Below are 15,610 nucleotides of genomic sequence, written 5' to 3'. Positions count from 1 at the left end.
AGATTTAATCTTTAGAATTACAACAACGTGACCAAATGGCAAATGTAATCAACAGTTGTGAATTCCTTTCAAATTTTGTAGATTTAATCTTTAGAATTACAACAGTTTCTCAAATAGCATGTAATGAAGGACAGTTGTGAATTCCTTTCAAATTTTGTAGATTTAATCTTTAGAATTACAACTAAATAGCATAACACAAGGAATAACAAATCGTTGTGAATTCCTTTCAAATTTTGTAGATTTAATCTTTAGAATTACAACACAAGAAGGAGAAACGATAGAAGAAAAACTGTTGTGAATTCCTTTCAAATTTTGTAGATTTAATCTTTAGAATTACAACACCCGACAATAGGACCATTATTCGGCAGTTGTTGTGAATTCCTTTCAAATTTTGTAGATTTAATCTTTAGAATTACAACTAAATAGCATAACACAAGGAATAACAAATCGTTGTGAATTCCTTTCAAATTTTGTAGATTTAATCTTTAGAATTACAACTATCCAAAAGTGCTTTTAAAAATTATCAATGTTGTGAATTCCTTTCAAATTTTGTAGATTTAATCTTTAGAATTACAACATCCAACGATAGGACCACTATTTGGAAGTTGTTGTGAATTCCTTTCAAATTTTGTAGATTTAATCTTTAGAATTACAACTATTTTCAAAAACTATTACGCAAACAAACAGTTGTGAATTCCTTTCAAATTTTGTAGATTTAATCTTTAGAATTACAACTGCTTTTTTCGGTATAATAGTAGCGACTAGGTTGTGAATTCCTTTCAAATTTTGTAGATTTAATCTTTAGAATTACAACATAATTTTAAAAAGCATAGAGAATGATAAAGTTGTGAATTCCTTTCAAATTTTGTAGATTTAATCTTTAGAATTACAACAAGAATACAGAATTATTAATCATTCAATAGGTTGTGAATTCCTTTCAAATTTTGTAGATTTAATCTTTAGAATTACAACGTACAGTTAACATTTCATTTAACGAAGACAGTTGTGAATTCCTTTCAAATTTTGTAGATTTAATCTTTAGAATTACAACACGAAAATTTCAAAAAAAGAACAGGACCTAGTTGTGAATTCCTTTCAAATTTTGTAGATTTAATCTTTAGAATTACAACGCACGGTTAACATTTCATTTAATGAGGATAGTTGTGAATTCCTTTCAAATTTTGTAGATTTAATCTTTAGAATTACAACCTCAACTTAAAATGTTGATTTTATTGACTTCTTTAGATTTTTAATCTTAGAAAAAAACTAAAAAAAGAACGATTCTTCTATTGAAAAATCGTTCTTTTTTAATTCTATTAAAACAATTCTAATTGTTGTGGTATATCTGGTAGTTGCGTTTCTTTTTTTGCAAAAAACAATTCCATCTGTCCAAATTGTTTATCAGTAACGCATAAAATACCTACTTTACCTTCAGGTGGTAAATTTTTTTTGGTTCGTTTTATATGAACTTCTGCATTTTCTTTACTCGGACAATGCCTCAAATAAATAGAAAATTGAAACATATTGAAACCATCGTCAATTAATAGTTTACGAAATTTTGAAGCTACGCTACGTTGCTTTTTGGTCTCGGTTGGCAAATCGAAAAAAACTAAAACCCACATGATTCGATAGGCATTATATCTACTAAAACTCATTTAAGTAACGGAAAATGAATCACTCTACTTTCACCCATAAAACATTTACACAACGAACTGGTGGTAATGCTCAAAGCCGTTATTAATGGTCTTTGCAAACCATTGATATACACATCAAAAGTAGCTATTTGCAACAAATGTGCTTTAGCCTTTTTATCTAAAGTATAACTATCTGTTTGTTCTAACCAATCAAAAACTAACAAATCTACGTACGGACGATACGGTTCCATGATATCATCTGCCAAGCAATACGCATTGTATTTATTTTTATGAAAAATACCAATTGTTGGGTTTAATCCAGAAGAAACTAAAGCTCTAGCAACCATGCTTCGCAAAATAGCATATCCAAAATTCAAAAAATTATTAGGCGCATCTCCTTTACGATCGCGAATAAAATCATCAAACAAAAATTTCCAATAATGCTGCGCTGCTATACCTTCCATATTAGTAACATCACCTGATTTGACGTCATTCATATAACCAATCATAGCATCAAAAGGTAATTTATTTTTTCTTAGCACTTCCTTTTGCTGATAAATTTTAGCTTCAACCGTCTGTTTCCATAATTGTTTTCGTAAAGGCTCCGAACAATTGATTTGATGTTTTAAACGTTCGCTATGCTCCACATGACCACTCATTGGCAACATCAAACCCAAAGGCATATGACTTTCGTCGCAACTGATAATTGCTACATTATTTTGTTGTAAAGCTACAATCAATTGATGCGAAATCGTAATTTGATAATGATCTAATACCAAAAAGCCTAAATCTTCAATCGGCACAGAACCTTTCGTTTCTTTGGTCGTTGTATCTTCAATTTTCAATTGATTATCTTTCAATTTCAAATAAGAAGGATTGCCGATGTAAATGGTACGTTTGAGCATAATCTAAGCTTTTGAAATATTTCCTAAACGATCAACTTTAAGTTTGGTGCAAACCTCTTTAATTCTAAATAAAGAATCAATTGTTACTTCTAATTTATTTAAACTACCTAATTCTCCTATCTTAGACTTAGCATCATATCCCTTAATCAATGTAGAAATGTTTACCTTAATAAAATGACATTCACTACCAGTTGAACTGACCATCTTGTAAACTCTATTAGAATCAATATTATCCAAATCACCATTTTCTCCTTCTAGAGGAACATAAACCAAATCGTTGGGTGATAAAGACATTAATAAAGAATGCCCTTTTTCGTTGGTTTCTGGGACTGAAGAAAGACCTTGTTTTTGACGTTCGATGACAATATTCAAAGGAATTGTTTCGTAAGAACGCTTACCTATTTTATCTTGATATATAGCAAAAAACAAATTCGTTCCTTTGGCTGCTTCTACATATTTCTTAGTTTTACTACCTGTTTCGCCTAATGCAAACTTACTTCCTTGTTCAAAAACACGAACTTTCAAAATAGGTTGATGCTTTTTACCTTCGTTAAACTGAGCTACATTTTTATTCATTTCATCAATTCCTTCTGATGAAAAAGCAATTTCTGAATCATTATTTTTGAACTTCAAATAATTCAACAAAATCTTCTGAATACCGGTATCAGTAATAGATAAAATTGTCTTTTCGTTAAATGAAGCATCTAAAGATTTACGGCTTGCTGTAAGAATTTTATCTTTTGCTACTTTGATTCTATCTAAATGTATTTTTCCAGATACAGTTTCTTTATGTAATGCCTTTCTTACCGCCCAGTTTGTTCCTTTTTGAACCAAAACACCTTTTTTAGGATTACCATTTGTATCTAAACGAATATTTCCGTTTTCGTCTTTATACGATTCATAATAATTGGTTGCTTTATTAATAACACGTGTATTTTGTTTGAAACTCACTACTATATTTTCTAAAGCATTCTTACTATCTTCTGTAAAAGTTTTCCAAGGTTTAAAGAAGTCCTTAAAAGCTTTTTGCTCATTACCTTCTTGTGTTCTATACGTTTCTTGCTTTCTTAGTTTATGTTGTAAATCAAAACGTTTGGTATTTGATTTTGCAGCCTCGTTATTTAATAAGTTAATATGATCACGTGTAGCACAAGCAATCACTAGGGCATCCATAGCATGATGACGATGGTCGATTCGCTTTTTAGAAAATCCTTTAGATTGTTCTAATGGTACAGTTGGAATTAACTTACCATTTGTATTTTTAGATGTGTAATCTGTCGATGAAGTCAACTCATTCATTCGTATAAATCGAGGCAATATCAAATCATTCCAAACATCATTCAAGCCCCAATCTTGTTTTAGTTTGGTTGTTATTTTTCCATTCCCAGGCAATACATTCTTAGAGTTAATTCCATCATCTGTCGATTCTGGTTGGTCATCTCTTACAATATTAGATAAGATTTGGCTGATATACTTACTGATATAACGCGTATCGTTGAGTTGACGTTCAATCATTTGTTCTGGAATTTCCTCCATCAACAATTTATTACGTTTCGTGCGATTTTTAGTATAATGTTGTTTTACAAATTCCTCGAAGTTGGCAACTTCAAATACTTTTACAGTTTTACCATTACCTAACGAAACCACTTCGCCATGATGTTTCTTGATAAATGCTAAACCAATTTGGTTATCTTTCAATTTATTGACTGCCGCTTCGCAAATGATTTTATTACTCAAACTATCATCAAAATAACGACTTTGAGGAATAATATGCTCTATTTCATATTCGTGCGTAAATAGCTTATTCAGCGGGATAATTTGCCCTGTATAAGGTGATTTGTATTTTTGTTCTAACCACAATTTATAACGTTTCAAATCAGAACTTGACGGTTGTGCCGTTTTACTGATTTTCAAGATATCATCTTCAATATTTTCAACTGAATTTAGTACGCCTTCTTCATAAATTTTCAGAATATCTTGTTGCATCGGCGAATACGGACGAACATTTTCTACCATTGCATCATTAGCTAATTCAGCCAATAAAGCTTTGATTCTAAAATTTGTATTTTCATTATCAGTTACAATATTGGTTAAACGCTTACGTTCGTCTGCCGTGTTTTTCATTTCACGTCCCAATTCGACATGAATTTCGGAAAAGAAATCTTTAACTCCTTTGCCATATTTCATCCAAATATCTTTAACCACACGAAGCGTTTCTGTAATTACTTGTTCGACAATCGGATTCCGCAAAGAGTGTTGTTTAAAATCTTGTAAAAACTGATTCAATTCTTCTACAGATTGCCATTTCTTTATATCTGCAGATTCAGAATGACGATTATAAACGATATATTGTGCCAACCATAATGGTAAATTTTGAAATTGTTCTTCATTCGTAATAATTCGCTTTTCGATAAATTCACGAACACGATTTTTGATATTCTCATCGTATTCACCTGTCAATATTTTATCAATTTTAGCTTTTGAATTATCATCAATTTGCTCATAATTCCAAACCGAACCAAATCGCATCAAGGGCAATAATTTCTTAATCGCTTTTTCGGAATACGAACCAAACTCACTTTTAAATGGTGGCACTTTTTTGAAAGAATCTACAAAACTTGTTTCATCAAGCTTATGCTTAGTCGCAAACTTAATTAGAGCTTTTTCGTATTCTATCTTATCAGTTACAGAATATATCAAATGCCAAAGTTTATACTCTATTTCATCATCCAAAAAATCTACTCCAATATCTACTACTTTATCCAAACGGGACTGAATCAAAGTCCGTGTTTCATATGCTGGATAATCTTTATCTTGTACATAGTTCCAACGATATTTGGCAATTTCAGCGGTTAATGCTTTCGACTTAAAACCTTTCTGTTCTAATAAAAATTTTAAAAGTGCTTCTTGTTTTATCTCATTTCTAGATTTTAGCCAACGCAACAAATCCTCCCATTTTTCATTAGAATCAAAGAATTCTTGAGTTACATTTTTATCATCTTCTTTGGTATAAATTGCCAAATTTTGCAACCATTGCAAGATTCTAAACTCTTGAAAATATGGATTGGATTTTGAAATTACTTTTATAGGAAATGTAATGCCATCTTTTGATTTTCGAGATTCTAAAGTGCAATTTGTGATTAGATTTTTCTGACTTTTTAACGGTCGTTGATAGAAAATAATGTCGTTTAAAAACAAATGAACGAAATCTTTGGCTATTATCGTTTGTTGATGATTTTGGTTATTTTTATACAACTCACGTGCGCATTCTGACAATAAATCTTCACTTATCAGCTCTGAATGAAACTCACTTTGTTTTTTTAATATTTGTTCTAATTCAGCCTTATAAAATTTACGCTCAATCGTACGAACCAATTTACCTTTGATTTTTTGTTTCGGGTCCAATAACAGGTTTTCGTAAATGTAAGTACCTACTGTTTTTTGAGAATTATCAATTTCTTGCTCTGTCTTCTTTTTTAATAGAGTCCAATCATCAGCACTCGGCGCTCTAAAACTTCGCTTTACTTGACCTTCTTTATCAAGTTTTTCTGAGCCATCTTCATTAATATCAGTAGTAACAATAAAATCTCTAACTTTATCTTTCCAATCGTTTAATGAATTTTTGCTCGAACGTCTATAAATCCATCCGTTTTCTAAATGCAAGGAATACCAAGTTTCTCCTTTTTTATTTATATCATTATCAGGAACAACATCAATTATTTTCAAAGAATGAAATTCGACTAATTTGTTTGAGTTTTCTTCTTCCTCTTCTCCTCTTAATTGATAGTAACCACGTTTTTGATTAAAACTTAAAATAATCCAAGCTAATTCTTCTTTTCCAATTTTTTGAGATAATGCTTTTTTTCGTAGATAATAAATCGTCCAATCGTAAGGAACTAAACCTTCTTCACCATTTTTATTAATCAAAAAATGAGCTTGATGTTTTTTGAAATCCTCCAACATTTCATTAAACGAATCTTTAAATAAAAATTCATTATTATGATATACCAATTTTGGTTCGCTTTCTTTTTTAAACTTCCCAAAACGTTTATCAAAATCAATTTGACTTGCATAGCGCTCAGGCAGGAATCCAAGAATATTTAAAACACGATGTAATCGCTCTCTACGCAACAGATGACGTTCACGCAATCTACGAACACCACGATAACCTGTTCGCTCAGCAGTTTGAGATACAGAGTTACCTCTACCAAATTCTCCTAACACATCTGAGTCATCGGTATTATTCTACTACCAATTCCTAATATATTTCCTTCTTTATTATCGAAGTTCTGTTCCACCAAAGCCCAACCTATAGAGTTGGTTCCTAAATCTAACCCTAATATTCGTTTCATAATGTTTAAATTGATTAAGAAAACACAAGATACAAATAAAAAAAAATTCACATATCAGTGAAAACCCTTAGTGTAACAAAAAAAAATTACGTATATTTGGTTTTTGAAAGGAATTCACAATAAGGATTATTCCGTTGTGAAAACATTTAGTGCCTCGCCTATCTGTGGGGCTTTTTTTATACTTTTTCTTTTCGTAAATATTCAAGAAAAAAACCTCACATTTCTGTAAGGTTTGATTTTACTAAATTTTCTCTACCAACTCATCCAGAAACTTAGGTTTTAAAAAACCTGAATATTTGTATAGGATTTGATAATTTTCGTCTAAAAGAATCCACATAGGATAAACAGGTTTGTTGTTTCCGTTTAGAGCCATTGCGAGTTCGTGCGTGGTTTTTCGTTTCTTTTTGTTGTTGCTTTTGAATTGGGTTTTATTAAAAATAATAACATCAAAACTTTCGGCATCAAATTCTGAATAATAAAAATTAGATGCTTGTTTTTTAAACACTTCACTTTTCTGAACCAATTGTTTTTGAACTTTACAATACGAACACCAATCGGTTGAAAGTAACATTAAAATAGGTTTTGCTTTAAGCTGCATCAACGAATCGATTTGATTTATATCGAACATTTGTACTTGACTGAAACCGAAATTCATCCAAATACAAAACAAAACCATGTATTTCTTATTCAAAAACTTCTTTTTCATTGATTAATTAAGCGTGTATTTTGCACCAAAGAAAAATGTTTGCGGGCGAGATGGTCCATAAATAAAATTTGCATCGCGCAAAGCTCCACGATCAAAATCTTTTTGGTATGCATGAAACATATTTTGAATTCCGGTATAAATCTGAATGCAATTATCTTTAAAATCAAAATCATAAGCTACGCGAATATTATTTTCAAAAAAGTCTTTGGTACGTTTAATTACTGTGCGTTCTGTTTCTGGATCAACCATGTGTGTCACATCCATTTTACCTGTATAAACTCCAGATAAAGATAAAGTCAACGGTTTTATTGGATTATAACTCAACGTATAATATCCGTACGTATTTGGTGTGCGTAACATATTTTTTGTTCCCACAATTTCAGTTTCGTCTTTGGATTTCCAAAGTTCTTCAGTTTCATCATATTTTGCATTCTGAACAGTTCCTCCAAGTTGTAAATTAAACGCTCTACTTAAAGCAAAACTCGCTTCGAGATTCAATCCCGTTACTCGAGCGCCAGAACCGTTTCTTTTGGTTAAAACCGAAACACCACTTGGCAATTCTTTTGCATCTGCAGTGATAAAAACATCGTTAAGTTTGGTTGTAAATCCTTCTAAAATAATGTTTGTTTGTACGTCTCCTAAATTTTTAGAGAAGTTTAAAGAAGCATTTATACTGTTTGATTTTTCGGTCTTTAAATCTGGTGATAAAACTGTGAAAGAAGCTGCTCCACCAACTGTTTCGATATGTAAATCTTCGTTAAAAGCTTGAGGTGCGCGGTAACCTTGCGAATAGGAAGCACGAATTTTTAAATAATCTGTCACTTCGTACATTGCTGTAATTCGTGGAACAAATGCATTTAAAGTTTTTTGGTCATCTGATTTTTCAATATCAAAATCATACCTCCCATTTATATTTACATAATCATAACGAGCACCAACCAAAAAGGTAAATTTTTCTAAGGGCATCATTTCAATCTGACCGTAAAAACCTAGTGTTCCAACTTTTTGATCTATTGAACGATTGTAACCTGGCATTTTATCTTCAACTTGATTGAAATTATAATCAACACCTGCCAAAATATTATATTTATTATTGATTTCATAACCATAATTAGCACCTGTTACAATCGAAATATCATTTGAATTTCCGTAAGCATTAATTGCTGTAATATCTTGTTCTGTAAGTTGATCTCCAATTTCTAATATTCTTCCGCCACCGCCGTAGTAACTATCTCTATTTGCTGTTTGTGCAGAAGAAAAAACAGAAAATTTATGTTTTAAATCTGCTGAAGCTTGTTCAAACGAAATGGCTCCGCCTAAGATTTTATGATCTAATTGTTCCGTTATATCTGTCTGATGAGCCGGAAGTTCAAATTTATTTCCGCCACGACGGAATTCATTTATATTAAAAAGATTTATTTTTAATTTACTTAAATCAGAAGTTTGCCAAAAAGCATCAAATCCAAAAGTGGTATTTTTTAAAAGCGTTTGTTCAGAAAATCCATCACCATTGGCATCCCAAGGTTTACGATCACGGTTATAGGCGTAAAAACTCATTCCTTTATTTAAATCTTCACTTACCACGCTTCCGTTAACATTTATAGTTCTATCAGGAACTTTATAATCTGTAAAAGCTAAATTAGAACCTATAGAAAAACTATTTTTTATCGGATCTTTGGTTAAGATATTAATAGTACCCGCAATGGCATTTCCGCCATAAAGTGCAGAACCACCACCGCGAATAACTTCTACACGATCAATCATATTAGTTGGCAACATATCCAATCCATAAACTCCCATTAAGGCAGAAAAAATAGGCCTGCTATTAATGAGGATTTGTGTATAAGGACCTTCAAGTCCATTCATTCTTACTTGGGTGAATCCACAGTTTTGACAATTGGTTTCCATGCGTAATCCGGGACTGAAATTCAAACTTTCTGAAAGCGCTAAAGATTGCGTTGTTTCAAATGTTTTTGAATTTATCCTACTAACAACAACAGGAGCTTTATACACTGGAACTTGTTTACGAGTGGAGGTAATCACCATTTCTTCAAGACCTAAATAATCATCAAGTAGTTCAAAATTTAACTCGATGGTTTGTCCTTCTAAAATTTCTATGGTTTGCGATTGGGATTGAAAACCGATGTAATTTACTTGAATGATTTGTTTTCCTACGGGTATGTTTTGTATTTCGTAATATCCATTTTGATCAGAAAAAATCAAAATTTCTGAATTTTGAATCTTGACATTAGCGTTTTCTAAGAATGTTTTATCTGAAGAAATAATCCCTTTTAGATTTCCTGTTTGCGAAAAACATTGTAAAGTAAACAAAAATGAAGCTAAAATATATTTTCTATTCATACTGATTTAAATTTTATTATTTACAAAAATATAAATTTAGATTAAACTAAAAAATATTTTATTTATTTGTAAATATTTTTTTTAAATAAAAAAAGCCATCTCGTTATGAGATAGCTTTATCAAGTATAAACTAAAATAGGTGATTTATATTATTTAATTAACGCTTCTTTAAACTTTCGCATTATAGAACCTTTAATATCATTCGGTAGTAAAGAATCGCCCATGAAAACATCTGCTAATTTATTAGTCAATGTAATTCCGAATTTTTTAGCTAGAACATTTCGCAGCATTTTTCGTTTGTAAACGTATTTAGAAGCAATTCTTCCAATTCTTAATTGAGGTAAAATCTCTACTTCTAATTTATCGTTATACAATTGTTCAGCTTTGATTGGATCCAAATTACTTTCAGCAATTGCTTGTGCAGCTAAAATTCCACTTAAAATAGAATTAGAAATTCCCTCCGCAAAAATAGGATCAGCAAAACCAGCCGCGTCTCCAATCAAAAAAACATTGTTTTTAACAAACGAATCTGTTCTTGGACTAATTGGAATTACAAAACCGTGCGATTGTTCACTTAAAACAGTTGAAATTCCAAGAACTTTTAAATAATCTGTATAATATTTTTTAAGATTTAAAGTTTCGTTATTTTTTACAAAAGCAGCTACTCCAACAGACAAATGATTTTTTTTAGGAAAACACCAACCATAACCATGAGGCAAAACATCAATATCAAATCGTACATTTTGAGAAAGCCTTTCGAAGTCAGCTTCAGGTACTTTTATTTCATATTCTAATGCAGGAATGATTGTACGAGATTCTTTCCATCCTGCCATTTTAGCAACAGGACTTAAAGCTCCATCTCCAGAAATGATAAATTTTGCAGCAATATCAACTTGCGAAGTATGAATAATTTGAACATCACCAAAAGAAATATCAATTACTTTATGATTTTGAAGTAAAGTTACGCCATTTTCTTTTGCCTTTTCTACAATTAAATTATCATAAGATTCACGCATAACCATAGTAATCAATGGCTTATCTTTCTTTAAAGTTAATTTAATATCTGTGTTTGCAAAATAGGCATCAGCCTCAAAAAATTCTTTTTCTATAACAGTAGAAATATCAAAAGGTAGATATTTACGACCTCGATATACCAATCCGCCACCACAAGTTTTATAGCGTGGCAAAATTTCTTTTTCAATTATAACTGTAGAGAATCCTTTGCTAGAAAGTTCAAAAGCTGCAGAAGCCCCCGCAGGTCCACTTCCGATGATAGCTATGTCAAATAATTTCATTGTGTTTTTTGTTCAAAACTAGATTTTTTTTAGCGAAAAACAATACAACAAAAAAAATTTTCTCAAATAAGAAAGAATCCTCAAAAAATGATATAATGATGTTTACAAATAAAATCATTTCAAATATCTATTTTTTATAAATAGAAATAAAATAAGCCTTTACATTTCTGTAAAGGCTTATTGTTGTGGTCCCACCTGGGCTCGAACCAGGGACTGTGATTCCTTTATTCACAAGAGGTTTGAGGTATATGAGTAATATTGTAAACCGATTTTTACGCCTTTTATTCCAAAGGTATAGAAAATATAAATATATCCAAAGTTTATTTTTTTAATTAGTCAAAGTTAGGACCGCAATTTAGAACTTTACTATATGGTTGAATATATTCCCAAAAAGCCTCACCTGCACTATTCAAATATTTGTAAGAATAATTCATTTTGGTGTTATAAGCTACCTGATAAATATATTCTCTACAATTTATAGAATATTTATTGGGTTTAAAACAAACTATAGCAAAGTAACTTGTTTCATAATTTTTGGAGATTTCGTAAAAAGTAACATTCGAAATAGCATCACTATTATATGATGTATAAGTAGTTCCGTAGTAATTTTCTTTTAAGTAATCAATCAAATCACTACAAGATTGCGAATATGCATTTAACGAAACTAATAATAAAAATAAGTATATTTTTTTCATTTCTTTAAATTTTATTTAATTTTCTTCAAAACTTCCAATAAGTATGGTATCTTATTAACTTGAGATTCTGTCCAAAAATAATAGTTTGGTATTCCATCATTATCATAATTATTTAAGGTAATAGAAACCCTCTTTCTTTTTTCATCTACAAGATATGAAAATGTCATTTCCTTAGCTTTAAAAATATATTCAGCTGATTGTTTTTTAAATTTTAGATCCAAATTAGGAATTACATTTTCTTCAATAAAATAAATAAACTCATCAATTTCATCTAAACCAACCCAAGCTGTTTTAAAAACTTCAGGTTTTTTAATATCCATATCTAATTGTAAAGCTTTTACCTTAGTTTTAGATTTCAAATTTGTTATTTCTACGGGAAAAAACTTCACAAACTCCCCTAATCCTGAGTAAAATTCCGCTGTAGTATTCCAGTCTTTCTCTATCAAAGTAAATTGCGCATCATCTATAAATTTCCTAGTTGTTGACTCTTGTGTTTGAGCTGATAAATTAGCCGTTAAAATGAAAGCAGATAAAATCAAAATTTTTTTCATAATATAAAGTTTTTAGTTAATACAAATACTGTTGAAACGTCATAAACGTGTTTCGAATGGTTGGTATATCACCTAATACGTTTTTAGCGTCCTTAATCGAGTGGTATTTTAATACCAACAAATCGCCTAATTTGGCATCATCTAATTCAGAAACTCCATGCTCAACGTATTGACCTAAGACAAAATCAATGAATTCTTGTTGTTTATCTGTGTATTTAGAAAGATTGTCTTTAACAAACTTAGCTCGTTCTTTACGATCTACAATATCTGAATTGTAAGCAACATAAGTAAGTACATCATACAAATCAGCATTTTCAGCACGTATTACTTTCTGAAACTCTTTCAATTGTTCGTAAGTGTACCCTTTCTCAGATAAACTTTCTAACAACTTTTTACGTGTACTCACATCTTTCCATAGTTCACGAAGTTTTTCTTGATCTTGGAATAATGCAGGTAATTCACCGAATAGCGATTGTAAAAATTCTACATCAGTAATTGGTTGTCCTGAAGCATCCCAAAAAGTAACTGTAGTCATAGATTGTAATTGACGAACTTTACCATCACTCAACTTAATCTTTACTACTTTTTTAGGTTCCGTATTACATCTACATTCTGTATATCCACATAATTCACATAATTCACATGCTTCATTTGGTTGCTTTTCACATACACAAGGTGATTTACCACAATAACCACATAATTTCTTCTCTTTAGACGGTTTATCTGTACTTTCTATGTCAATTACATCTTCAGGGTCACCGTCCCATTGAGGGTCTTTAAAGTGCTTGTATGCTTTAACAAAATCGTAGATTGTAAAGTAATCTTTTCTAGCATGTAAACGAGTTCCACGACCTATAATCTGTTTGAACTCAATCATAGAATTTACAGGTCTTAGGAGTACTATATTCTTAACCTCTGTAGCATCAACACCTGTACTCAACTTTTGTGATGTGGTTAATACTGTAGGTATTGTTTTTTCATCATCTACAAAATCATCTAAATGCTGTTCTCCTAATTTTCCATCATTCGCTGTTACACGTTGGCAATAATTAGGGTTCTTTACAGAAGTATATTGATTGATTAAATCTCTAACATCTAAAGCGTGTTCTTGAGTAGCACAGAATACAATAGTTTTTTCGTTATGGTTCATTTGATCCATAAATACTTTTACTAAATGCTTTTCACGCTCAGTTATAACTAGAGTTCTGTTAAAGTCATTTAAACCGTATTCTCTACCTTCTTGAACTTCACCAACCTCAACAATATCATCTTGAGTGTAAGTGTACGTATCTATATTGGTATCAATTTGCTTAACTCGGAATGGTGTTAGGAAACCGTCGTTTATACCTTCTTTTAACGAATAGGTATAAACAGGCTTTCCGAAATAAGCATACGTATCTCCGTTTAAATCACGTTTAGGTGTGGCTGTTAAACCTAATTGAACAGCAGGACTGAAATATTCTAAGATTTCTCTCCATGAACTTTCATCATTAGCTCCACCTCTGTGACATTCGTCGATAATGATTAAATCGAAATAATCTTCTGGGTATTGACCGAAATTTGGCGTGTCGTTCGGTCCCGACATAAATGTTTGAAATATGGTAAAGAATACTGAACCATTTTTAGGAACTGAACCTCTTTTATTCACCTCTTTTACCGAAATACGTACCAAAGCATCTTCTTCAAAAGCACTGAAGCTATTGAATGCCTGATTTGCAAGTATGTTTCTATCGGCTAAAAATAAGATTCTTGGACTTCGTTTGCCATCACCATTGATGTTCCAACGGTTTTGAAACAACTTCCATGATATTTGAAAAGCTACAGCAGTTTTTCCTGTTCCAGTAGCTAAAGTGAGTAAAATACGTTGTTTCCCTTCAGCTATAGCATCTAAGGCTTTATCTATTGCATTTTGCTGATAATAACGAGGTTGCCATGCACCTCCTTTCGACTCAAAGGGTGTGGAAGCTAACTTTTGTTTCCAATCGTAAACTTTAGGAGCTTCTTTTTGCTCCTCATTAAACAATCTAAACCATAATTCATCAGGCGTAGGTATGGTAGCAACTTCTTGCTCTTTACCTGTAAGCGTATCTACCTCATAGTATTTTAAACCATTGGTAGCATACGCAAAACGAACATTTAGCATGGTTGCATAATGCTTTGCTTGTGCTAAACCTTCGGTAAAATGTTTTCCTTCTGCTTTGGCTTCAATAACAGCTACATTCTTGTATTTGTATTGTAAAATGTAATCTGCCTTATCTGCTTTAGAACGTTTGCCATTACCCAACAAACGACCTAAATTGATAGGAAATTCTCTTTTTACTACACTATTGTTTACTCCCCAACCTTTGGTGGTTAGTAATGGATCGATAAGCTCGGCACGTGTTTCAGATTCATTTCTCATATTTCATAAATCTTAGTACAAAATGTATTTCACATTCTGTAAGTTTTTTTTGTTGTATAGTAAAGGACTTGTCTAAACATTAACTCCTTATTTTTAAAAAAGCTAATAAACTAATTAGTTAACTCGCCTTTAAATGCCTTTTCTAATATACTCTTACGTAATTCTTCTATGTTAGATAGTTTTTGTTGGTATGTTCTTAATAATGAATCTATTTTTATTTTATATTCCTCAATAGTATTAGTAATTTCATCCTGTTTTGATGAATCGGGACATGGCAACAATATTTCTTTTAAAATTTTAGCAGAAGGAACATTTGGAATAGCAGCACCTCCAGAGTATTCGTGAATGATTTTTTGAAAGTGATCACTTCTAAGCCAATGTTTCAAAAAATGTACATTTACCTTTTTCGGAGTAAGTTTTAATAAAGCTTGATTTATGATTCCTTGTTTGATATTAGGTGGTACCACTGCAACCCTACCAAGTGTTACTCCTGAACAACTCATTATTATATCTCCTGGAAAAACTTCAAACCTTTTCATTTCTTGAAACTTTTCTTCATCAATAAAATATCTTAGCTCGTTAAAATGGTCATGTATTGCATGTTTTTGTTCATAAACAACATATCCATTTTCTTTAAATATATCTTTCTTTAAGCTTCCTCCGAAAGGTCCTCTAACAAATTCGCAAACTTCTCCCCATTTTTTTAAAGG

General features: G+C 31.1%; 8 protein-coding genes, 2 pseudogenes and 1 CRISPR repeat array (1 of these 11 cut by a window edge). All 10 genes and pseudogenes read right to left on the bottom strand.

Annotated features, from left to right (window positions below):
• Positions 1-1,209: direct repeats of the CRISPR family, unit length 49 nt; unit sequence GTTGTGAATTCCTTTCAAATTTTGTAGATTTAATCTTTAGAATTACAAC; it reaches 3,026 nt to the left of the window's first position.
• A 107-nt stretch (positions 1,210-1,316) separates the two neighbouring features.
• Positions 1,317-1,655, bottom strand: coding sequence for a CRISPR-associated endonuclease Cas2 (cas2, locus tag HW119_RS08310; RefSeq protein WP_177763208.1), 339 nt, complete (start codon positions 1,653-1,655; stop codon positions 1,317-1,319).
• Complete coding sequence (cas1, locus tag HW119_RS08305; protein ID WP_177763205.1) at positions 1,652-2,539, bottom strand: type II CRISPR-associated endonuclease Cas1; 888 nt, start codon at positions 2,537-2,539, stop codon at positions 1,652-1,654. Before cas1 ends, cas2 begins: the two co-directional genes overlap by 4 nt.
• 3 nt (positions 2,540-2,542) lie before the next feature.
• Positions 2,543-6,891 (bottom strand): annotated as a pseudogene (cas9, locus tag HW119_RS08300) (type II CRISPR RNA-guided endonuclease Cas9).
• Between the two features lie 241 nt (positions 6,892-7,132).
• On the bottom strand, positions 7,133-7,597 hold the full coding sequence (locus HW119_RS08295) for a thioredoxin fold domain-containing protein (RefSeq protein ID WP_177763202.1): 465 nt from the start codon (positions 7,595-7,597) through the stop codon (positions 7,133-7,135).
• 3 nt (positions 7,598-7,600) lie between these two features.
• Positions 7,601-9,958, bottom strand: a complete 2,358-nt coding sequence (locus HW119_RS08290; protein ID WP_177763199.1) for a TonB-dependent receptor — start codon at positions 9,956-9,958, stop codon at positions 7,601-7,603.
• 149 nt (positions 9,959-10,107) lie between these two features.
• On the bottom strand, positions 10,108-11,253 hold the full coding sequence (locus HW119_RS08285) for a geranylgeranyl reductase family protein (protein ID WP_177763196.1): 1,146 nt from the start codon (positions 11,251-11,253) through the stop codon (positions 10,108-10,110).
• A 332-nt stretch (positions 11,254-11,585) separates the two neighbouring features.
• Positions 11,586-11,948 carry a hypothetical protein gene (locus tag HW119_RS08280; RefSeq protein WP_177763193.1) on the bottom strand — a complete coding sequence of 121 codons (363 nt, stop codon included), beginning with the start codon at positions 11,946-11,948 and terminating at the stop codon, positions 11,586-11,588.
• An 11-nt stretch (positions 11,949-11,959) separates the two neighbouring features.
• Positions 11,960-12,499 carry a hypothetical protein gene (locus HW119_RS08275; protein WP_177763190.1) on the bottom strand — a complete coding sequence of 180 codons (540 nt, stop codon included), beginning with the start codon at positions 12,497-12,499 and terminating at the stop codon, positions 11,960-11,962.
• Between the two features lie 16 nt (positions 12,500-12,515).
• The gene (gene hsdR, locus HW119_RS08270; protein ID WP_177763186.1) at positions 12,516-14,900 is read right to left on the bottom strand and encodes an EcoAI/FtnUII family type I restriction enzme subunit R; all 2,385 of its coding nucleotides are present in this window, start codon (positions 14,898-14,900) and stop codon (positions 12,516-12,518) included.
• Between the two features lie 110 nt (positions 14,901-15,010).
• Positions 15,011-15,592 (bottom strand): annotated as a pseudogene (locus HW119_RS08265) (restriction endonuclease subunit S); the annotation flags it as partial.
• Between the last annotated feature and the right edge of the window lie 18 nt (positions 15,593-15,610).

It is taken from the genome of Flavobacterium sp. I3-2 (genome assembly GCF_013389595.1).
Lineage (GTDB): Bacteria > Bacteroidota > Bacteroidia > Flavobacteriales > Flavobacteriaceae > Flavobacterium.
This window is presented reverse-complemented; position numbering and strand designations above follow the sequence as displayed.